Here is a 21,388-nt window from a genome sequence, read left to right on the forward strand (position 1 = left end):
TTTCTCTGGACTAAGACAACTGAAAATCAATTCTCAACTTTCTTATTATAACGTTTTTTTAAGCTTGCGTCAACTGGAAATCATCTCCATTGAATCAGACCAATTTCCTGTATCTTTGATTACTCTTTCAGAATATATTTTTTCTTACTGCCATCACTCTTTTTATCCCAACTTTTATCCCAAAGTTTCGAATTGCTAAATATAGCTACGCAAATATTTGCAAATATAAAGTTTCCTATCACCAAATATATAGACTCAGTTGTTAGGTATTGTCAATCCAAACCATCCTTTAAATGGAATAGTATAGCTGTTTGATTAAAAGTCAAAAAGGTTGACCAAAAACTTTTTTTGAAAAAAGTAGACATTTTTATTATTTGTTGCCGCTTTCTGTAAGGTTAAGCTTAGTATACTACTGGGCAAGCAAATAAGCAACTAGAATAGAAAAAGATATGGCTGTAAAAACTGACTTCTATTAAAAAACGAACCAGCTTGACTGATTCGTTTTATGACTTCTAACTCCTACTTCCGATACATTTTAAACTGTAGGAAGAGGTCGCTATATTTACCTGTCCATTTATGGTCAAATTTCTCATAAACTTCTAGGTGTTTCATAGTTTCAGCATCTGGATAGAAGGCTTTATCTTCTTTTTTCTCCTCTGGGAGCAGTTCCTTAGCTGGTAGGTTTGGTGTTGAATAGCCGACATACTCCGCATTTTTAAGAGCATTTTCAGGTTTCAACATAAAGTTGATAAAGGCATAGGCTGCATCTTGGTTTTTGACTGTTTTGGGAATGACCATGTTGTCAAACCAAAGGTTGCTGGCCTCAGTCGGTACCACATAGCGTAGATTTTCATTTTTCTCCAGCATTTGGCTGGCTTCACCAGAGAAGGTCACGCCGATAGCAGCGTTGTTCTGAATCATGTATCCCTTCATCTCGTCCGCCACAATAGCCTTGATATTTGGAGTCAGTTTATAGAGCTTATCTACTGTCTCTTCCAACTGCTGTTGATTTTTAGAGTTAAGGCTGTAGCCGAGGGAATTGAGCCCCAGACCCAGCACCTCACGCGCCCCATCAAAAAGCATGATAGAGTTCTTATACTCTGGCTTCCAGAGATCATCCCAATGCTCAGGCGCTTCCTCTACCATGGTTTCATTGTAGACAATTCCCAAGGTTCCCCAGAAGTAAGGAATGGAGAATTTATTGCCTGGATCAAAGGACTGGTTGAGGAACTCTGGTCCGATATTTTCAAGACCTTCAAGTTTTGAATAGTCAAGCGGTACCAAGAGGTCTTCGTCCTTCATCTTGTTGATCATGTATTCACTAGGGATGGCAATATCGTAGGTCGTTCCACCCTGCTTGATCTTAGTATACATGGCTTCATTGGAGTCAAAAGTCTCGTACTGGACTTGGATGCCTGTTTCTTCTGTGAACTGAGTCAGGAGTTCAGGATCAATATAGTCCCCCCAGTTGTAGATAACCAGTTTTTGACTATCTCGGCTATTGATTTTACTATCTAAATGCGTCGCAATTCCCCATAAGACGAGGATAATGGCTACAATTCCTGCTAAAAATGAATAGAGTTTTTTCATGCTTGCTCCTCCTTCTCACGTGAGATAAAGTAATATCCAACAACTAGGATAATACTAAAGAGAAAGACAAGGGCAGACAGGGCATTGATTTCAAGCGAAATCCCTTTACGAGCACGAGAGTAAATTTCGACTGACAGGGTTGAAAAGCCATTTCCCGTTACGAAGAAGGTCACGGCAAAGTCATCTAGCGAATAGGTGAAGGCCATGAAATAACCTGCAATGATAGACGGAGTCAGGTAAGGAAGCATGATTTCCTTAAACATCTGAAATTGACTGGCACCAAGGTCATAGGCCGCATGAATCATGTCACCGTTCATTTCCTTGAGTCGAGGCAAGACCATCAAAACCACGATAGGAATGGAGAAGGCTACGTGACTAGAAAGAACTGTCAAAAAGCCAAGTGAAAACTTGAGTTGGGTAAAGAGAATCAAGAAGCTAGCACCAATCATAACATCAGGCGCAACCATGAGGATATTATTGAGTGATAGAAAGGCTTCTTGGTATTTCTTACGAGACTGGTAGATGTAAATGGCACCAAAAGTCCCGATAATGGTCGCAATCAAGGCTGACAGGAAGGCCAAGAAAAAGGTCTGAGTCACAATCAACATGAGGCGACCATCGCCAAACATGGTTTTAAAATGGCTCATGCTAAAGCCTGTAAAGCTATTCATGTCGTTGCCTGCATTAAAGGCATAGCCAATCAAGTAAAAAATCGGCAGGTAGAGGACAAGAAAGACCAGTCCTAGGTAAAGGTTGGCAAATTTTTTCATCGTTCTCTCCTTTCCTTGGTCACCCACATGGTGATGAACATGGTCAGGATGAGAATCACACCGATGGTAGAACCCATACCGTAGTTGTCATTTGTCAGGAAGTTCTGCTCAATGGCCGTCCCCAAGGTGATAACGCGGTTCCCACCAATCAAACGGGTCAGCATGAAGAGACTCAAGCTGGGGATAAAGACAGACTGGACCCCACTTCTCACTCCGTTCATAGACAGAGGGAAGATGACATGACGGAAGGTCTCCCACTTAGTCGCACCGAGATCATAGCTGGCATTGATGAGATTGTTATCCATATCGTCCAAAACATTGAAGATTGGCAAAATCATAAAGGGAAGCTCGATGTAGCTTGCGACAAAAATAAAGGAGAAATCGGTAAAGAGCAACTGCTGTGAACCAATTCCGATGAATTCCAAGAATTGGTTAATAGAGCCATTTTGACCAAAAATCCCGATAAAGGCATAGGCCTTGAGGAGCAAATTGATCCATGTCGGCAGGATAATCAGCATGAGCCAGAGTTGACGGTGCTTGAGACGGGTCAAAAAGAGGGCTGTTGGATAGCTGATAAGCAAGGTCACAAAGGTCACAATTCCTGCATAGAGTACAGAGTTGAAACTCATTTTAAGATAGGTCAAGTTTTGTGACGCAAAGTAGGACTTATAATTTTCTAAACTGAACTGGCCTTCGATATTGAAAAAGGATTGTCCAAAAATCAAGACCAAGGGTGCCAGGACAAAGAGTACAATCCAAAGCATGTAGGGCACTACAAAGAGTTTAGAGCTTGTTTTCTTCATCTCTTTCCTCCTCGATTGCATTGATCAGACCTGCTTCTTGCTCTTCGATTTCTACGTACTCCTCGATACGAGCATCGAACTCTTCTTCAGTTTCGTTGAGACGCATGATGTGGATGTCTTCTGGCTCAAAGTCCAGACCGATTTCCTCACCCACGATGGCCTTACGGGTTGAGTGGATCATCCATTCATTCCCAAGTTCGTCATAAGCGATAATTTCATAGTGAACTCCACGGAAGAGCTGGGTATCCACCTTAACTTGGAGCTTGCCTTCTTCAGGAAGGGTAATCCGCAAGTCCTCTGGACGAATAACAACCTCAACAGGTTCATTTGGTTTCATCCCCCCATCGACCGCTTCGAAGCGTTTGCCGTTAAACTCAACCAAGTAGTCCTCAATCATGGTTCCTGGCAAAATATTTGACTCGCCGATAAAGGTGGCAACGAAGTGGTTGATTGGCTCATCATAGATATCTACTGGCGTTCCAGACTGGACGATTTCCCCATCATTCATGACGAAAATCCAGTCACTCATGGCAAGAGCTTCTTCCTGATCGTGAGTAACAAAAACAAAGGTGATTCCCAATCGTTGTTGCAGTTCACGCAGTTCGTACTGCATGTCTGTTCTTAATTTCAAGTCCAACGCTGACAAGGGCTCATCCAACAAAACCACACGGGGTTGGTTGATGATGGCACGGGCGATAGCAACACGCTGACGTTGTCCTCCAGAAAGTTTGCGGATGGAACGTTTTTCATACCCTTCCAACTGAACCATCTTGAGAACTTCCGCTACACGCTGCTCGATTTCTTTCTTGTCGATCTTACGCAAGCGAAGTGGAAAGGCAACATTTTCAAACACATTCATATGTGGAAACAAGGCATAGGATTGGAAGACCGTATGCACATCTCGCTTGTTGGTTGGGATATCATTGATGCGGACACCGTCTAGCATGATATCTCCTGTCGTCGCATCCAGTAAACCTGCAATGATGTTTAGGATGGTTGATTTCCCTGAACCAGATGCGCCTAAAAGGGTATAAAATTTCCCTTCTTCCAACTCAAAGTTGATATCTTTGAGAACCTTGGTGTTGCTGTCTTCAAAAACTTTAGAGACGTTTTTGAATTCAATAATTGGTTTTTTCAATTGTCATTTATTCCTTCTTTTTCATAGATTAACAGATCAGGGCTCTGTCAGGCCGCCACTACCTCGTGTAGGAGATTAAACTGCCTACATTCTTCTGCACTAACGATAGGCTTTCACCCCCTTTCCATGACATAGCAGCAGCTTTTCAACTACAGCTTCCTACTTGCTTTCACCTAAAATACGGACTTCTCTCTCAAGAGTAACGCCAGAGTGTTCCTTGACTTTTTCGATAACAGACTCAATCAAGTCTTCGTAGTCTTTGGCCGTTCCGTCAGCAACATTGATCATAAATCCTGCGTGCTTTTCAGACACTTCTACGCCACCGATACGATAACCTTTCAAGCCAGCTTCTGAAATTAATTGACCTGCAAAATGACCAACTGGACGCTTAAATACCGAACCACAAGATGGATATTCCAAAGGTTGCTTGAGTTCACGTAGGTGCGTCAAGCGGTCCATTTCCTGCTTGATAACCTGATGGGTTCCTGGGGCTAGGGCAAATTTAGCTGACAAGACAACTGCACCAGACTCCTGAATGGCTGAATGGCGGTAACCAAAAGCCAAATCTTTGGCAGATAGGGTCTCGATTTCTCCATCCTTGGTCAAGACCTTACAAGACTGCAAGATGTGGGCGATCTCGCCACCATAGGCACCCGCATTCATAAAGACAGCGCCACCAACGCTCCCTGGAATGCCACAAGCAAACTCAAAACCAGTCAAACTATGACGAAGGGCAATGCGAGTTGTTTCAATCAAGTTAGCACCAGCTTCTGCTTCAATAGTATAGCCATCAACAGAAACATTATTGAGCTTGTCACACAAGATGACAAATCCACGAATCCCACCGTCACGAACAATGATGTTACTAGCATTTCCAAGAACCATCCAAGGAATATTTTCTTGGTTGGCAAATTTAACAACGCGCGCCAACTCAAAACGATTTCGTGGAAAGACCAAATAATCGGCCTCTCCACCTACTTTTGTATAACTATAGCTATGCAAGGGTTCCTTAAAACGGATATCAATTCCTTCTAAGATTTCAAGCATTTTTTCTCTTACAGACATGTCACTCTTCCTTTTACAAAATTCATTCCATTATACCATTTTTAAGACCATTTGACGACCCTAAAAAAATCTTGGGCTTATTTTAAACAAAAAAAGAGGTTTCCCCTCTTTTTATGATTTTTTGCAAAAGATAGCCTTGGTTCCATAGGCAACCAGAACAAGTTCAAGTGCTAGGACAACTTCAACCAAGACTGGATTGGTCAACCAGCCAACTTGGACTAGAGATGGTGCTAAGTCAAAGAGGGCATGTAGGCCATAAGCTGCTAGGAGATAAATCCATTTCTTCTGACGAACAGCTTGATAAACCCAAACAGTCAAGAGTAATTGGAAACCTAGCGCCAAGATTCGCTCAAAAGCAAGCAAATAAATCTGCCAGACTGATAGCGACTGAATAGTTTTCAACATATTTTCAGACAGTAATTGCATGACCTGTGGATCCTGCGTTTGAACTGCTGAGAGAACGAAGTAGAGATTAAGCAAACTAGTAAGACCTAGGAAAATCAACTCCAAGCCACCATGCCCTAACCCATAGGCCAAGGCGTCTGCCTTTTCCAAACTTCTCTTTTTCTCCAACCATTTGAAGAAAATAAGACGAGCAGTTTCCTCAAAAAATGCTGCCATGGCTAGTCCATAGATGATATAGACAAGCGGATGGTCTTGCAAGAGGGCAATACTACCGTCTTTTTGAGGATGTAAAACCAAGATATGCACTAGTTTTTCCAAAATCTGTGTAGAGACAAAGAAGGCTACAGCCCCCAAGCCCAAAACAGCTAAATTAATCTGGTATTTCTTTTTGGCATACCAAATGCTCCCTATCAAGAAAGCCAGCAACAGCAACATGGTAATGATAATATGAATGGTCATTTTCTTCTCCTATTCCGCCTTTTCAATATCTTTTTTCATCTCGTCAACATTGAACTTAGCAAACAAATATTGACGGTCTTGGACTGGGAAACGTTGATCCAATTGGTCAACAGCTCCCACCTCAATAATGCCTTCCTTGATGACAAAGTCCATAACATGCCCACCGAAGGTCAAATCATCTGAGATGAAGTGTAGATGATAGCCTGCCACACTGACCCCATGGAAAATCTCTGGCGTCCAGAAACCAACGATGGTTCCCGCCACATTGTCGCGACTATATTCAGGTTGATGGGTTGCGACATCAGCAAACTTGGTATCTGGTGTCGACTTGGGAATCATGCGCACATGCATATGCGAAAATTCCCCCCGAATCTTGATAGAGCGGAAAAGATTTTCCCCGTCATAATAAGACTCGATTCGCTCTTCCAATTCCTTGTCTGTCATCTCAAACCGCTGGCGGAAAATGACCTCTGCCTGATGCGGTACCACTGCTGCGTAAGGAATAAGGGCATCTGGTGATACTTCCACAATTTCTGGCTGTTCTCCTGATCCTTTGGCCTGATAAGCCTTGCCATCCAAGACAATCAATTCCCCATCAATGGAATCCAAGGTTCCCAAACCAAGATCACCATGTTCTAGTAATTCTCCCACTGTCATGGTACCACCATAAAGGCCAGCCATCAAGGCTCCGAGGGTATTGTATTGAAATAATTTCACTGGTTCCTGCACGTTCTTATCCATTCACTTTCTTGTCTGTTATTCTATAAATGTTACTCCTAAGTATACCACATTTGCCCCTAGATGTGAACGAGAGAAACACTCTAGACATTGCCAAGAAAGAAAAAAAAAGGTACAATGTAACAAAATCAAGGGAGGTCTGGAATGAAGAAACAAAGCAAGTACCAAGAGGTCGTTTCCTATCTGAAAAACGGCATCGAGTCTGGACGATTTCCGACGGGTAGCCGCCTGCCTTCTATCCGTCAACTGAGCCTTGACTTTCACTGTAGCAAGGATACTGTCCAACGAGCCCTGCTGGAATTACGGCACGAACAATACCTCTATGCCAAGCCCCAGAGTGGTTACTACGTCCTAGAACAAGGGCAACACCAGGATCTAGAAATCGAAGTCACTGATGAACATGCCAGTGCCTATGACGATTTCCGACTCTGTATCAATGAAACCTTGATTGGCCGGGAAAACTACCTCTTCAACTACTATGACAATCAAAAAGGTTTAGAAGACTTAAGACAATCCATTCATAAACTCCTCTTTGACCAAGCTCTCTACTGCAAGGCAGACCAGTTGGTATTGACTTCTGGAACCCAACAAGCCTTGTTTATTCTCTCTCAAATATCCTTTCCTAGCCGAGCCAAGAAAATCTTGGTGGAACAGCCGACCTACCATCGGATGAATCGTCTCTTGATTGCTCAGGGTCTGGACTATCAAACGATTGAACGAGGCATTGATGGGATTGACTTGGAGGAGTTGGAGCGCCATTTCAAGACAGGAAAGATTAAGTTTTTCTATACCATTCCTCGTTTTCACTATCCTCTGGGGCACTCCTATTCAGAGCAGGACAAACGGGCTATTCTTGACTTAGCTGCCAAGTATGGTGTCTATATCGTAGAGGACGACTATTTGGGGGATTTGGACTCTAAAAAGGGCCAGACCTTCCACTATCTGGATACAGAGGAGCGGGTCATTTACATCAAGTCCTTCTCAACCAGCCTCTTTCCAGCCCTGCGGATTACGGCACTCATTCTGCCAAATGCTATTAAAGAAGCCTTTGTGGCCTACAAAAATATTCTAGACTACGACAGCAATCTCATCATGCAAAAGGCCCTGTCACTCTATATTGACAGTCAACTGTTTGAGAAAAACCGTCTGGCTCGCTTGGCCAATCAGGAAGCTTACCAGCAGCAAATCGAGGAAAGACTAGCTAAATATCCTTGTCCTCTTCCTCATTTCCCTCTACACGATGGTTTATTACTAGACCTGAGACCGTACCCTAAAATTGCCAGTCTCAAACACAGTCAACTGGGCTTGGACTTCTTTGAAGAAGCCTACTTGGGTGCCTGTCCTTATCAATTTGCCAAGGTGTCCTTAGACAATCTGGAAAATGTTTTAAACTATTTAAAAACAGAATTGGATTGACTTCCAACTCTGCTTTTTTCTTATACTCTTCGAAAATCTCTTCAAACCACGTCAGCGTCGCCTTACCGTACTCAAGTACAGCTTGCGGCTAGCTTCCTAGTTTGCTCTTTGATTTTCATTGAGTATTATTGTTCAACTTCTGTTAGACTTGCTGCTTTTTCAAGATAACTTTGGTAAGTTCCTTCATCCTTAAGTTTTTGGATGACCTTGTCCACCACTTCTTTCAAATCTGCACTATTTTTTCTAAGGGCAACTGCATTGGCTTCGCCGTCCTTCATCTTCAAGCTAACAGTTGCGACAGCTAGGTCAGCGTTTTTAGCAGCATAGCTAATGGCAACAGGCTCATCCATGTGAACAGCATCTACTTTTCCAGCCTGCAATTCATTGACTGCTTCACCCATATTGGTTAGGGAAGTCAATTGAGCTTTTGGCAATTGTTCCTTGACCATAGACTCTGGAACAGTCCCTTTTTGAGCTGCAATATTAGCACTTTCAAGGCTAGTTAAATCCTTGTATTTTTCTACATCAGACTTACGAACCAAGAAACTAATCTTGTTTTCATAGTAAGGGATTGAAAAATCAAAGACTTCTTTTCTCTCATCAGTAGCACTAATTCCTGCAACTGCTAGGTCAGCCTTCCCAGTTTGAAGACTGGTCAAAACATTGTCAAAACTCATGCTTGAGATTTCCAATTTCACCCCAAGTTCATCAGCGATAGCTTGGGCCATATCAATATCCGCACCGACTACCTGATTTTTCCCGTCAACTAAGGATTGGAATTCAAAAGGTGCATAGTCAGGACTAGTCGCCACAACTAATTTCCCCTTTTGCTTAATGGCCTCAACAGCTGACTGAGAACCATTAGAACCCGACTGGCAAGCTACTAAGAAGAAACTTGCAAGAAAACTACATAAAACAAATATCCATTTTTTTGATTTCATAAATAAACAACCTCTCTGTTAATTTTGTATAATTATAACGCTATCCAAGTTACTTGTCAAGTGTTTTTTGAATTTTTATCTTAAAAATATTTTTTTCATTCAATAAAAGGAGCTATCAGTTGATTTTAAGCTCCTTTTTATACAGAATGAACCTGTTTTATAGTTCGACAATCTTACCTGTTTCAAAGTAAACAACCCATTCACAGATATTTTTGGCATAGTCTCCAATGCGTTCCAAGAAGGCAATCACTTGGAAATAATCACGACCTGTAACGATGGCATCTGGATTTTTCTTGATTTCTTCTGTAGCCAAATCACGAATGCTATCAAAGTAATGGTTGATTTTTTCGTCCATGGCTGCTACTTCATAGGCCTGGTCCACTGATGCATTGAGATAGAGTTCAAGGGCTGCTTCGACGAAGTTTTTGACATCGCGGCCCATTCTCTTGATTTCTTCTTCAACAGCTGGGATGCGTTGCTCCCCCTTCATACGGATTGCTGCTTTGGCAATAGAAACAGCATGGTCACCCATACGTTCCAAGTCAGATACAGCCTTCAAGACTGTTAGAACTGTACGCAAGTCCTGAGAAACTGGTTGTTGAAGGGCAATCATTTCAAATGATTTCTTTTCCAATTTCACTTCGTATTCGTTTACTTCTGCATCGTCTTCGATGACTTCCTTGGCCAAATCACGGTCATGCGTAACAAAGGCACGCACTGTCCGATTGATTTGGGATAGCACTTCTTGTCCCATAGCATAGAACTGGTTGTGCAATTTCTCTAAATCTTCCTCAAATTGAGAACGTAACATCATTTATCTCCTTATCCAAATTTTCCTGAAATATAATCTTCTGTTTCCTTGTGTTGTGGGTTGAGGAACATCTTCTTGGTATCGTTAAACTCGATCAGATCTCCATCTAGGAAAAATCCTGTCTTGTCAGAGATACGAGAGGCTTGTTGCATGGAACGCGTAACCAAGAGCATGGTGTATTTATCTTTTAGACCATACAAGGTTTCCTCAATCTTACCGGCCGAGATAGGGTCCAAGGCTGAAGTCGGTTCATCCAAGAGAATGATTTTAGGACTGGTTGCCAAGACACGGGCAACACAGACACGTTGCTGTTGTCCGCCTGAAAGCCCGATAGCTGAATCATGCAGGCGATCCTTGACCTCATCCCAGATAGAGGCTCGTTGCAAGGCTTTTTCTACCGCTTCATCCAGAACCTGCTTATCCTTAACTCCATTGATACGAAGTCCATAAACAACGTTTTCGTAGATAGACATAGGGAAAGGGTTGGGTTGTTGGAAAACCATACCAATTTCCTTACGCAATTCAACTGTATCTGTACGCGGACTGTAGATGTTGTGGCCGTTGTAAACCACCGAACCAGTTGTAGTCACCTCTGGATTGAGATCCCCCATGCGGTTGATAGCCTTTAGGAGGGTTGATTTCCCTGACCCAGATGGACCAATCAAGGCTGTAATTTCCTTAGGTTGGAAAGATAGGGAAACACTATTCAAGGCCTTTTTTTGATTGTAGTAAACGGACAGGTCTGATACCTGTAAAATCGCTTCTGTCATACTGTTTCCTTTCTATCCAAAGTGTCCTGTTACGTAGTCATTGGTTGACTGTAGTTTGGCATTTTGGAAAATATTAGAGGTCTTATCGTACTCGATCAAATCACCCAAGTAGAAAAATCCTGTGTAATCACTAGCACGCGCAGCCTGCTGCATGCTGTGAGTCACGATGATAATGGTAAAATCCTTCTTCAACTCCAACATGGTTTCTTCAAGTTGAGCAGTCGCAATCGGATCCAAGGCTGACGCTGGCTCATCCATCAAGAGAATATCTGGTTTAACAGAGATAGCACGAGCGATACAGAGACGTTGCTGCTGACCACCTGATAGGGTCAAGGCTGACTTGTGTAAATCGTCTTTGACCTGGTCCCAAAGAGCAGCCTGACGGAGAGAGGTTTCCACAATTTCATCCAAGACTCGCTTGTCCTTAACACCTGCCCGTTCATGGGCAAAAGTGATATTGCGGTAGATAGACTTGGCAAAGGGATTTGGTCGTTGGAAGACCATTCCGATGTGCTTACGCATCTCATAAACATTGATTTCTGGACGGTTGACATCAATCCCTTGATAGAGAATTTGACCTGTTACCTTGGCAATATCAATGGTATCATTCATACGGTTGAGACTGCGGAGGTAGGTTGATTTCCCTGAACCAGAAGGGCCAATTAAGGCTGTAATTTTATTTTTTTCAAATTGCATATCGATGCCCTTGATGGATTCATTTTTACCGTAGTAAACATGTAAATCCTTAGTAGAGAGGGCCACTTTCTCTTCAGGAAAGGTGATGATATGCTTTTCATCCCAATTATATTTTGACATGGCTTCTCCTTTAGGCAGCGGTTAATTTCTTATGTAAATATCTTCCGAGTTTGCGGGCTCCAAAGTTAAAAATGAGGATAAAGATGAGGAGCACGGCCGCAGAACCTGCTGATACAATGGTTCCATCTGGAATGGTACCTTCACTATTGACTTTCCAAATATGGACAGCTAAGGTTTCTGCTTGACGGAAAATAGAGATTGGGCTGGTCACACTGAGAATATTCCAGTTAGACCAGTCTAGGGCTGGAGCGGATTGTCCTGCTGTATAAATCAGAGCAGCAGCCTCACCAAAGATACGACCAGAAGCTAAGACGACCCCAGTCACAATACCTGGAAGGGCTTCTGGAATGACCACATGGACCACAGTCTCCCAACGAGAAATCCCAAGGGCCAGACCAGCTTCACGCTGCGTATGGTGAACGTGTTTCAAACTGTCCTCAACATTTCGAGTCATCTGAGGCAAGTTAAAGACTGTCAAGGCCAAGGCACCTGAAATGATTGAAAATCCATACTCAAACTGAACTACAAAAATCAAGTAACCAAAAAGACCTACAACCACTGATGGGAGTGAAGATAAGATTTCAATACAGGTTCTGACAAAGTTGGTCACAGGACCTTTTTTAGCATATTCAGCTAGGAAAATCCCAGCTCCCATAGATAAAGGCACAGAGATAATCAAGGTAATAACTAAGAGGAAAAAGGAATTATAGAGCTGAATTCCAATCCCTCCACCTGCTTGGTAAGACGAGGATTTGCCAGTCAAGAAAGACCAAGAGATGTGGGGCAAACCACGAACCAAGATATAGAGAATCAAGGATGCCAAGATGGCAACAATAATTCCTGCAATCGAGTAGAGGACAGCTGTTGCAAGTTTATCTAATTTCTTAGCGTGCATAGTTTTTCTTTCCTCTTTCTTTCGTAATCAATTTAATCACACTGTTGAAGGCCAAACTCATCAAAAGCAAGACTAAGGCTAGTGACCAAAGTACGTTATTATCAACTGTACCCATAACGGTATTTCCGATACCCATGGTCAAGACAGAGGTCAAGGTTGCAGCAGGTGTTGTCAATGAAGTTGGGACAACGGCTGAGTTTCCAACCACCATCTGAATAGCCAGAGCCTCACCAAAGGCACGCGCCATCCCAAAGACCACTGCTGTAAAAATCCCTGAACGCGCTGCCTTCAAGGTCACACGCCAGATAGTTTGCCAACGAGTGGCCCCCATAGCCAAACTAGCTTCGCGGTAGTGACGAGGCACCGCACGCAAGCTATCCGTTGTCATAAAGGTTACCGTCGGTAAAATCATGACAAAAAGAACGAAAATCCCTGACAAAATCCCAAAACCAGTTCCACCAAAGACACTGCGGACAAAAGGAACTACGATCTGCAAACCGATAAATCCATAGACGACTGAAGGAATCCCAACTAGCAATTCAATAGCTGGTTGCAAGATTCTAGCACCTTTTGGTGAGACTTCGGTCATAAAAACTGCCGCACCAATGGCAAAAGGAGTTGCGATGAGAGCTGATAGGATTGTGACAATAAAGGAACCCAAAATCATAGGAAGGGCACCAAATTGTTTCCCTGAAGGATTCCAAGTTTGTCCAAAAAGGAAATCAAAGATATTAACTCCATTGACAAAGAAGGTCGACAAACCTTTTTGGGCTACGAAAATCAAAATCATGGCCACAATGATGACAATCAAAGACAGACAGGCAAAGGTCAAACCTTTTCCTAGTTTCTCTAGACGAGAGTTTTTTGAGGGAGAAAGTAATTTTTTAGCTAATTCTTCTTGATTCATTAGTGACTCCCTTCTAGTGCTGTCACCGTTCCGACAGCATCTTTTTCAACCTTCATTTCCTTGACAGAAATATAGCCCATCCCCTTAACGATTCCACTTTGCGCTTCATCTGAGAGAACAAAGTTAAGAAATTCTGCCACCAATTCATTTGGTTGACCTAGGGTGTACATGTGTTCGTAAGACCACAAAGGCCAGTTATTGCTTGTAACATTTTCTGCAATCGGCTCATAGCCGTTCAATTTCATGCGTTTAACCGAGTCATCCACATAGGCAAAGGCTAGGTAAGAAATGGCTCCTGGTGTCTGGGAAACAATGTTTTTGACCATCCCATTTGAATCCTGTTCTTGACTCTGCACGGCAGATTGACCATCCATGATAACACTATCAAAGGTTGCACGCGAACCAGAACTTGCCGCGCGGTTGATAATGGAAATGGCTAGGTCTTTCCCACCAACTTCTTTCCAGTTGGTCACTTGACCTGTGAAGATGCTACGGAGTTGTTCAGTTGTCAGATTTTCAACATCAACTTCCTTGTTAACAATAACTGCCAAGCCCGCTACAGCAACCTTATGGTCCACTAGAGCGGATGCGTTGATACCGTCTTTTTCCTCGGCAAATACGTCTGAATTTCCTACATCAACAGCTCCAGACTGAACCTGAGACAGACCTGTACCAGATCCTCCACCTTGGACGTTGACTGTTTTTCCAACGTGCATAGAGCCAAATTCATCTGCTGCTGCTTCGACCAAGGGCTGAAGAGCCGTTGAGCCAACAGCTGTCATGGATTCTCCACGATCAATCCAGCTAGCACATCCCGCCAAAGAACCTGCTAGCAAAAGAGCCGCAAGGGATAGAGCGAGTTTTTTCCTTTTTTTCACTGTTTTTCTCCTTGAAAATAATGGTGAATGCTGTGAATTTTTTCAACTATTTAGTTATGTTTTTCTTTTTTAAAATTGGGAGCCAACTGAAGTTACTAGCTTAATTTTACTAGAAATTTGCTCAGTTACCTTCTCAACAAATTTTGACTTAAAATAAAAGACAATTTGAAAAAATCCATACTTCCACTATAACATAGACAAGCTACTTTGACTAGCATTTTCACTTGAATCTGAGGCCTTTTGGAAAATAATTTTTCAAAACATTTCCAGTCACCTTAGCAAAGCCCAAACCATTGCCTTGAACCAAAACTTGGTACCAACCATTTGGCAGACTTTCCGCCAACTGAACGGTTTCTCCAGCCGCATACTTGACAAACTCTTCTTGGTCAATTTCAACCGACTGTTTGACCTGACTTGGTTTCAAGGCTAGACCAAGAGCAAAACTAGGCTCAAAGCGTTTCTTCTTGAAGGTTCCCAGATGCAGTCCATTGCGAGCAATCTTGAGTTTCCCTAAATCTGGCAAGAGTTCTGGCAAGAGATAGAGTTGATCCCCAAAAGTCTGCAAGATCCCTCTTAGATTGACCTTCAAGTGTTTTTTGGCAAATTCCTGCCATAAGGCAACTTGTTCTCGGCTGAGATTACTCTTACTTGCCTTATATTTCGGTGCTGGATTTTCACCCTTAAACTGTAGATGAGCTACAAACTGACCCTCTCCCTTAAAATGATGAGGGTACATCCGAGCTGTTTCTGGCAAGTCAATACCAGCTACCATTCCATTGATATGCTCTACTGGCAGCAAATCAAAATCATACTCTTCCAGCAACCAATTGACGATCTCTTCATTTTCTTCAGGTGCCCAGGTACAGGTTGAATAAACTAAACGACCACCTTCTGCTAGCATGGTCACTGCATCTTCCAGAATTTCTCTTTGAAGACTGGCGCATTGACTTGGATAATCTAAGCTCCAATAGTCCATAGCATCTGGTTGCTTACGAAACATTCCTTCCCCAGAGCAAGGGGCATCAAGGACAATCAGGTCAAAATAGCCTTTAAAAACCTTGGCCAAACGCTCAGCAGATTCATTGGTTACCACGACATTTGTCGCTCCAAAGCGCTCCATGTTTTCTACTAAAATCTTAGCCCGTTTACTTGAAATTTCGTTGGAAACAAGGAGACCCTGGTTAGCAAGATAAGCTGCTAGTTGAGTGGATTTTCCACCCGGTGCAGCAGCCAGGTCCAAGACCTTCATACCAGGACTGGGCTGGGCTACCTGAGCCACCATCTGAGCAGCGGGTTCTTGCGAGTAAACCAAACCTGTAGCATGCTCAGGCGATTTCCCTGAAATCTTCCCATAGTGGCCCCAAGGGGTTTGAGGAATAGCATCAGGAAAGGAAACTGGCGCTTCTTTTAAAGGATTGACCCGAAAGGCCGAAACCGCTTCCTCCTCAAAAGAGGCAAGAAAATCTCTTGCCTCATCTCCTAGTATCTCTTCATATTTTTCAACAAATCCTTCTGGAAATTGCATTTAAGTTCTTTTCCTTTCGTAAATATAGGACTGAATTTCCTCCTGCATCTCAAGAGGTAGCATCATGACCGGCTGTCTGGTTTGAAAATCAAGCGCTTGGCCAGAAAGGGTCACAACCCGATAGCCCAGACTTTCCCCTAAAATACTAGCAGCAGCATAATCCCATGGTTGCAGATAGGTGACATAGGTCAACAAACGCCCTGACAAAATCTTGGCAAAACTAATGGCTGCACTCCCATAGACACGGACACCGAGGACCTCTCGACTCAAATCAGCCAGCCCCCATTCATTGGTCTCCAGCATACCACTATTCCCTGCAATGAGAAAATCTTCAAGAGGTTTTGCTTTAAAAGGAGCTAGGGGCTTATCATTTAGACAAACGGGAAACTTACCACCACCATGGTAACAATCCCCTTTGACCACATCATAAATCAGACCAAACTGTCCCTGACCATTTTCAAAATAAGCCACCATAACAGCAAAATCTTCCTGCTGGGCTACAAAGTTATTGGTACCATCAATCGGATCAATGACCCAAACCTTGCCCTCTTGAATCGAAGCTCTCAGACAACCTTCTTCAGCACAAATCTTATCCTCAGGATAACGGGATAGAATTTCACCAACCAAGAGTTCCTGAACTTCCTTGTCCAGTCTGGTCACCAAATCTGTTGGAGAGGTCTTAGTCTCAACACACAAGTCTTCCTGCATATGGTCAAGGATGTACTGGCCCGCCTTCTTGATAAGCTCTTTGGCAAATTCAAATTTACTTTCCAAGAGAAATCTTTCCTTCCCCTTTTTCCTTGGCAGCCTGAACCGCTCGGTAAAGCGAATAGCCACTAACTGTTTCAAATTCTCGTCCCAAACGTTTTTCTTCGCTCTTACTTGGCACGACCGCCTTGAATCCTTTATAGGAGTCCAGTAACTTTTTAGCCTCTACCTTGCCCTCATAGGCAGCTTCAACATCATTAAAAAAAGAAAGCACTGAAGCAAGTTCTTCAGTGCTCCACGACAAATCTAGTGGGTAACTATACTGTTTGTTCATTAACTAATACCAGCTCTCATTCTTGCTTCTTTTAGTTCTTGCTTACGATAACTACGAGGGAGAAAAGCACGAATCTCATCTTCATTAAAACCGATTTGCATACGTTTGGCATCAATAATAATGGGACGACGCAAAAGACTAGGATACTGCTCAATCAAATGAAGCAATTCTGATACCGAAATACTTTCTACATCAATATCTAATTTTTGAAAAATTTTTGAACGAGTTGAAATAATGTCATCAGTACCATTTTCGGTCAAGGAAAGGATGTGTTGCAATTCTTTTCTTGTTAAGGGACTGGTCATAATATTGTGTTCCTCAAAGGGCACCTTATGTTTTTCTAGCCAGGCCTTTGCCTTACGACATGAAGTACAGCTCGGTGATAGAAATAGTGTAATCATGCTTTTCTCTTCTTATCTATACTTTGCTACCTCTATTATACAAAAAAATAAAGCGCTTGACTAGAGATTTTTAGAAAAAAAGCCTATTTTTCCAGAAAAATAGACTGTTTGCGAACGATTAATACATTTCTGAATTAGTTAATTCACTCTTAACGATAGTTTCGAATCACACACCTAATTTATACATGTGAAATAAGAACATCTTTCGTTTCACTTCCTACGACTTTTTATGTAAAAATAGCCAAAGAAGCTTTCATAAAGGGCAAAAAAGAGGAGGAAGGCATGAAGGAAGAAGGTCTCTGGCAAAATCAGTATAACAGGATCCTTGGCTGGGTCAAAAAGCCAAGTATCATCTCCCACAAAGAGAATTTGATGGAAAAGAGTAAAGAATTGGTCAAAACCAATCAACACTCCCCCTAGCCCAATCAGTAAAGGCAAAACCACTAGAGCCAAAAGCCCTTTACTAAATAGAGACAAGAAGCCCTTTTTTACAATCCCTTTGACAAAGACGTAAAAACTTGGCAGTGTCACTAGAGCAACTAGCTGCACCAAGTGAAAGAGATTCTTGACCACTGCGAAATGGTGCAGACCAGCTGCTGACGAACGAAAATCTGGCATCTGTAAGACCTGACTAAAAGGATTGGTCAGATAATTCATCAAGATATGAAAGTTGTACTGAATAGTTTCTGGTTTTAAATAGACCCTATCCGTTAAGTTCAGCCACTGAATTTCCAGCGGATAAACAATCCAAGCCAAATAAATGGTCAGAAGGATTGAGAGGGAGAAGAGAAAGAGCATAGAGCCCCAAAAGGTCAGTTTAGTTTTCATCAAAATCCCACTCCACAAGGCTAGAAACCACATGAGTCGGTGCGATTGGCAGGTCTGCCACTTCTTCTGCCTTGGTAAAACCTGTCGTCACCAAGAGCGTTGGAATGCCATTGTCAATCCCTGCTCGGATATCTGTTAAATAGTTATCCCCAACCATAATCAACTCTTCACGTTCCAAACCTAAGTGCTCAACCGCCTTGTCCATAATGATGGCATTTGGCTTCCCGATATAAACAGGATTCACTCGTGTTGCTACTTCAAGCAGCGTAATCAGTGAACCAGCACCTGGCAAAAGACCGCGTTCAGTTGGAATGTTAAGGTCAGGATTGGTTCCGATAAAGTGAGCACCCTTTTGGATAGCCAGAGTCGCTGTGGCAAATTTTTCATAGTCAACTTGCCAGTCCAGACCTACTACCACATAGGAAGGATTATCCTTGTCTTCCACATAACCAGCCGCCTTGATGGCTTCCTTGAGCCCTGCTTCTCCGATGACATAGACCGTCTTTTCAAGCCCCAAGTCGTTCATATAGTCGATAGTCGCCAAAGTCGCTGTGTAGACAGTCGATAGGGGCGTATCGATATTAAAATTCTGAGCCAACATCTCTTGAACACTCTCTGGAGTGCGGGTTGTATTGTTGGTCACAAAGAGATAGGGGATATCCCGCTTTTGCAATTCATGGACAAAAGCCTCTCCAGCCGGGATTCGGTCTTTCCCCTTATAAATAGTTCCGTCTAAATCAATTAAATAGCCTTTATATTTCATATTTTTCTCTAATCCTTCTTCATTTCTTGCCAAGTGATGATAGCTTGGGCATTGGTAGCACCGTCGCTTGTAATCTCATGTTTGCTTTCCAGTCCAGTCCGTTCAACAGCCGATGTAATCACACCACCCGGTCGAACTTCCTTGACATACTTGAGGTTGATTTTCTTGGGAATATATTGGGTCAAAAAGTCCGCTCCCATGACCTCAAAAATCCAGTCCAAGTATTTACTGTTATTGACATGGCCATTCATATCCAAGTCATAAAAACGGACATGGTAATCCTTGCCGACTGGCTCTTCCAAAGTCTCATACTTTGGTCCGCGGATAAGTTTTTTATCAAAATCAGACTGGTAAGGAGCTACAATCTCAGGTTCGACAGCATGGACTTTTCGACTGTCGCGGTCCATGAGAACAAAGGTCGCCATCATGTGGATGAGCTCCTGCCCTGCTTCATCATAAATGGTAAAGCGACGGTAGCAAAAGAGTCGATTGTAGCTCAAAGCTTCCGTTTCAATAGTGATTTCTTCCGCAAAACGAGGCAAACGAACCACCTCAATATCATAATCTGTGATAATCCAGACCAGATTATAGTCTTCCAAAATAGTCTTATCACTAACTCCCAACTCAATCGACTGCATCCCTGAAACTTGCAGGGATAGCAAAATCACATCTGGAAGCTTGATATGACCGTTCATATCAGCCATATCAAAAGGAATTTTCATTTTCATTTGATAAGTTAAGCCCATGATCCTACTCCAAAATAAATCGTTCTGCTACGGTGTCTCCCAAAAAGAGACCTCTCTTTGTCATACGAACTCGGTCACCCTCTATTTGCATGAGACCTTGTTGAACCAAGTCCTTGACAATTTCTCCATAAAGTCCATCGAAAGACCGTCCAAATTTTGCTTCAAATCGCGCCATGGAGACCCCTGATTTCTTGCGAAGGCCCAGGAACATTTCTTCTTCCATTTGCTCTTTTTGACTCAGGTGCTCTTCTGTGATACGCGCATTGCCTTCCTCAACTGCACTGAGATAATGGCGAATGGGACCATGATTTTTATAGCGAACACCATTGACATAACCAGATGCCCCAGCACCGATACCATAGTATTCAGCATTGTCCCAGTACATGAGATTGTGACGACTTTCAAAACCAGGTTTGGAGAAATTAGAAATCTCATAATGCTCAAAACCAGCTCGCTCCAGCTCTGCGATGATGTACTCAAACATCTCCGCTTCCAGTTCCTCCTTAGGCAGAGGCAATTTCCCTCGTCGCATCCGGTTCATAAAGACCGTGTGATTTTCTAAAATCAAGCTATACAAACTCATATGGGGAATATCCAGCCCAATGGCCTTAGCCACATTTTCCTTGACCTGCTCCATGGTCTGACCAGGCAGTGCATAAATCAAATCAATAGAGATATTGTCAAAACCAGCCAGTTTCAGACGGTCGATATTTTCATAAATATCCTTCTCCAAATGACTGCGCCCAATCTTTTTCAGCATCTTATCATCAAAGGTCTGCACACCTAGCGAAACACGATTGACAGCCGAGTTTTTCAAAACAGCTATCTTATCCGCATCCAAATCGCCTGGATTGGCTTCAATGGTCAACTCTTCTAAGGCAGACAAGTCCAAGTTTTTAGTCAAGCCCTTCAATAACACCTCTAGTTGCGGAGCTGTTAAGGCTGTTGGTGTCCCACCACCGATATAGAGGGTTCGCAACTTTTGAATATCATAAGAACGAAACTCTTCCAGCAGATGCTCCAAATAGCTATCTACCGGCTGATTCTTGATAAAAACTTTTGAAAAGTCACAATAATAACAAATCTGGGTACAAAATGGGATGTGCACATAGGCTGACGTTGGTTTTTTCTGCATAGTACTTATTATACCACAAAAGCGAACAATACTTAGAATTCCGTTTAACAAAATCCTAGCATTGTTCGCTTTCTTTATCTAATCATTCTTTGTATTTTATGGATAACACAACTATCAGAATCAATCTAGTTCGTTGTTAAAACACAAAAGAATGAATGTTCATCTGACTAAATTTTTAGTCTTCTTTTTTCTTGCGAGCTACAAGTCCAAATCCACTCAATAGTCCAAGAAGTCCTAGAGATGCAAGAGCAGCATTTGATTCTGTTCCTGTATTTGGCAATACATTTTGAAAATCATTTGACTTAGCTCCATTATCAACAGTAGTCTTAGTATCTACCTGATCTGCATTTGGAATTGGAGTAGCTGGTGCAGGTGTATCTTGACCAGAACCTCCATTAGTGTCAGGTTTGACTGGCGTATCAGGTGTCACTGGTGCAACTGGATTTGTATCTGTTGGTGTTGCTGGTGTTACCTTAGCTGGAGTTTCTACTGGAACTTCTACAGCTGGTTGACCTGGTTCTGTAATCTTACCTGTACCTGGAACTT

24 protein-coding genes and 1 pseudogene are annotated in these 21,388 nt (G+C 42.6%); 1 reads left to right on the forward strand and 24 read right to left on the reverse strand.

The genetic code is table 11. From position 1 onward, the window contains the following. Nucleotides 1–119 precede the first annotated feature (119 nt). From O3650_RS07205 to budA, 8 genes and pseudogenes are all read right to left on the reverse strand, one after another. Nucleotides 120–371 (reverse strand): annotated as a pseudogene (locus tag O3650_RS07205) (hypothetical protein). A gap of 148 nt (nt 372–519) precedes the next feature. Then, nucleotides 520–1,590, reverse strand: coding sequence for an ABC transporter substrate-binding protein (locus O3650_RS07210; RefSeq protein ID WP_000737965.1), 1,071 nt, complete (start codon nt 1,588–1,590; stop codon nt 520–522). Further along, nucleotides 1,587–2,360, reverse strand: coding sequence for an ABC transporter permease (locus O3650_RS07215; RefSeq protein ID WP_000712743.1), 774 nt, complete (start codon nt 2,358–2,360; stop codon nt 1,587–1,589). Before O3650_RS07215 ends, O3650_RS07210 begins: the two co-directional genes overlap by 4 nt. Then, on the reverse strand, nt 2,357–3,163 hold the full coding sequence (locus O3650_RS07220; protein ID WP_000753806.1) for an ABC transporter permease: 807 nt from the start codon (nt 3,161–3,163) through the stop codon (nt 2,357–2,359). The genes O3650_RS07215 and O3650_RS07220 overlap by 4 nt, the downstream gene beginning before the upstream one ends. Then, nucleotides 3,144–4,301 carry an ABC transporter ATP-binding protein gene (locus O3650_RS07225; RefSeq protein ID WP_000742913.1) on the reverse strand — a complete coding sequence of 386 codons (1,158 nt, stop codon included), beginning with the start codon at nt 4,299–4,301 and terminating at the stop codon, nt 3,144–3,146. The genes O3650_RS07220 and O3650_RS07225 overlap by 20 nt, the downstream gene beginning before the upstream one ends. Before the next feature lie 159 nt (nt 4,302–4,460). Beyond that, the gene (gene murB, locus O3650_RS07230; protein WP_000116176.1) at nt 4,461–5,366 is read right to left on the reverse strand and encodes a UDP-N-acetylmuramate dehydrogenase; all 906 of its coding nucleotides are present in this window, start codon (nt 5,364–5,366) and stop codon (nt 4,461–4,463) included. Nucleotides 5,367–5,477: 111 nt separating this feature from the next. Continuing rightward, nucleotides 5,478–6,230: a YhfC family intramembrane metalloprotease gene (locus tag O3650_RS07235; protein WP_371491826.1), complete on the reverse strand. Its 753-nt coding sequence runs from the start codon at nt 6,228–6,230 to the stop codon at nt 5,478–5,480. Nucleotides 6,231–6,239: 9 nt separating this feature from the next. Beyond that, nucleotides 6,240–6,971, reverse strand: coding sequence for an acetolactate decarboxylase (gene budA, locus O3650_RS07240; protein ID WP_000360311.1), 732 nt, complete (start codon nt 6,969–6,971; stop codon nt 6,240–6,242). A gap of 141 nt (nt 6,972–7,112) precedes the next feature. Between budA and O3650_RS07245 the strand changes: the two genes are divergently transcribed. Then, nucleotides 7,113–8,384: a PLP-dependent aminotransferase family protein gene (locus tag O3650_RS07245; RefSeq protein WP_371491827.1), complete on the forward strand. Its 1,272-nt coding sequence runs from the start codon at nt 7,113–7,115 to the stop codon at nt 8,382–8,384. 125 nt (nt 8,385–8,509) lie between these two features. Here O3650_RS07245 and O3650_RS07250 read toward each other — a convergent pair whose 3' ends face one another. From O3650_RS07250 to O3650_RS07325, 16 genes are all read right to left on the reverse strand, one after another. Further along, nucleotides 8,510–9,325, reverse strand: coding sequence for an ABC transporter substrate-binding protein (locus O3650_RS07250; protein ID WP_261083813.1), 816 nt, complete (start codon nt 9,323–9,325; stop codon nt 8,510–8,512). Between the two features lie 157 nt (nt 9,326–9,482). Continuing rightward, nucleotides 9,483–10,136: a phosphate signaling complex protein PhoU gene (gene phoU, locus O3650_RS07255; RefSeq protein WP_101782158.1), complete on the reverse strand. Its 654-nt coding sequence runs from the start codon at nt 10,134–10,136 to the stop codon at nt 9,483–9,485. A gap of 11 nt (nt 10,137–10,147) precedes the next feature. Continuing rightward, the gene (gene pstB, locus O3650_RS07260) at nt 10,148–10,906 is read right to left on the reverse strand and encodes a phosphate ABC transporter ATP-binding protein PstB (RefSeq protein WP_000133484.1); all 759 of its coding nucleotides are present in this window, start codon (nt 10,904–10,906) and stop codon (nt 10,148–10,150) included. Between the two features lie 12 nt (nt 10,907–10,918). After that, entirely contained in the window at nt 10,919–11,722 is an 804-nt protein-coding gene (gene pstB / locus O3650_RS07265; RefSeq protein ID WP_101782157.1) for a phosphate ABC transporter ATP-binding protein PstB, read from the reverse strand. A gap of 10 nt (nt 11,723–11,732) precedes the next feature. Continuing rightward, nucleotides 11,733–12,617, reverse strand: coding sequence for a phosphate ABC transporter permease PstA (gene pstA, locus O3650_RS07270; RefSeq protein ID WP_101782156.1), 885 nt, complete (start codon nt 12,615–12,617; stop codon nt 11,733–11,735). Continuing rightward, on the reverse strand, nt 12,607–13,524 hold the full coding sequence (pstC, locus tag O3650_RS07275; protein ID WP_101782155.1) for a phosphate ABC transporter permease subunit PstC: 918 nt from the start codon (nt 13,522–13,524) through the stop codon (nt 12,607–12,609). The genes pstA and pstC overlap by 11 nt, the downstream gene beginning before the upstream one ends. Then, the gene (locus O3650_RS07280) at nt 13,524–14,402 is read right to left on the reverse strand and encodes a phosphate ABC transporter substrate-binding protein PstS family protein (protein WP_020903179.1); all 879 of its coding nucleotides are present in this window, start codon (nt 14,400–14,402) and stop codon (nt 13,524–13,526) included. The genes pstC and O3650_RS07280 overlap by 1 nt, the downstream gene beginning before the upstream one ends. A gap of 220 nt (nt 14,403–14,622) precedes the next feature. Next, nucleotides 14,623–15,927, reverse strand: a complete 1,305-nt coding sequence (locus O3650_RS07285; RefSeq protein ID WP_101782154.1) for an RsmF rRNA methyltransferase first C-terminal domain-containing protein — start codon at nt 15,925–15,927, stop codon at nt 14,623–14,625. Beyond that, nucleotides 15,928–16,701 carry an inositol monophosphatase family protein gene (locus O3650_RS07290; protein ID WP_101782153.1) on the reverse strand — a complete coding sequence of 258 codons (774 nt, stop codon included), beginning with the start codon at nt 16,699–16,701 and terminating at the stop codon, nt 15,928–15,930. Continuing rightward, nucleotides 16,691–16,969: a UPF0223 family protein gene (locus O3650_RS07295; RefSeq protein ID WP_001041974.1), complete on the reverse strand. Its 279-nt coding sequence runs from the start codon at nt 16,967–16,969 to the stop codon at nt 16,691–16,693. The genes O3650_RS07290 and O3650_RS07295 overlap by 11 nt, the downstream gene beginning before the upstream one ends. Continuing rightward, nucleotides 16,969–17,370, reverse strand: coding sequence for a Spx/MgsR family RNA polymerase-binding regulatory protein (locus tag O3650_RS07300; protein ID WP_000631254.1), 402 nt, complete (start codon nt 17,368–17,370; stop codon nt 16,969–16,971). The genes O3650_RS07295 and O3650_RS07300 overlap by 1 nt, the downstream gene beginning before the upstream one ends. A gap of 210 nt (nt 17,371–17,580) precedes the next feature. Then, entirely contained in the window at nt 17,581–18,198 is a 618-nt protein-coding gene (locus O3650_RS07305) for a TIGR01906 family membrane protein (protein WP_101786442.1), read from the reverse strand. Beyond that, on the reverse strand, nt 18,188–18,961 hold the full coding sequence (locus tag O3650_RS07310; protein WP_101786444.1) for a TIGR01457 family HAD-type hydrolase: 774 nt from the start codon (nt 18,959–18,961) through the stop codon (nt 18,188–18,190). Before O3650_RS07310 ends, O3650_RS07305 begins: the two co-directional genes overlap by 11 nt. An 8-nt stretch (nt 18,962–18,969) precedes the next feature. Next, nucleotides 18,970–19,707, reverse strand: a complete 738-nt coding sequence (locus tag O3650_RS07315; protein WP_101786446.1) for an acyl-[acyl-carrier-protein] thioesterase — start codon at nt 19,705–19,707, stop codon at nt 18,970–18,972. A gap of 4 nt (nt 19,708–19,711) precedes the next feature. Further along, on the reverse strand, nt 19,712–20,842 hold the full coding sequence (hemW, locus tag O3650_RS07320) for a radical SAM family heme chaperone HemW (RefSeq protein WP_101782149.1): 1,131 nt from the start codon (nt 20,840–20,842) through the stop codon (nt 19,712–19,714). 175 nt (nt 20,843–21,017) lie between these two features. Further along, nucleotides 21,018–21,388, reverse strand: a 371-nt coding sequence (locus O3650_RS07325) for an LPXTG cell wall anchor domain-containing protein (RefSeq protein WP_371491828.1), incomplete at its 5' end; no start/stop codon positions are given.

Source organism: Streptococcus sp. 20925_1_24 (assembly GCF_041432335.1).
Classification (GTDB): Bacteria; Bacillota; Bacilli; order Lactobacillales; family Streptococcaceae; genus Streptococcus; species Streptococcus mitis_BM.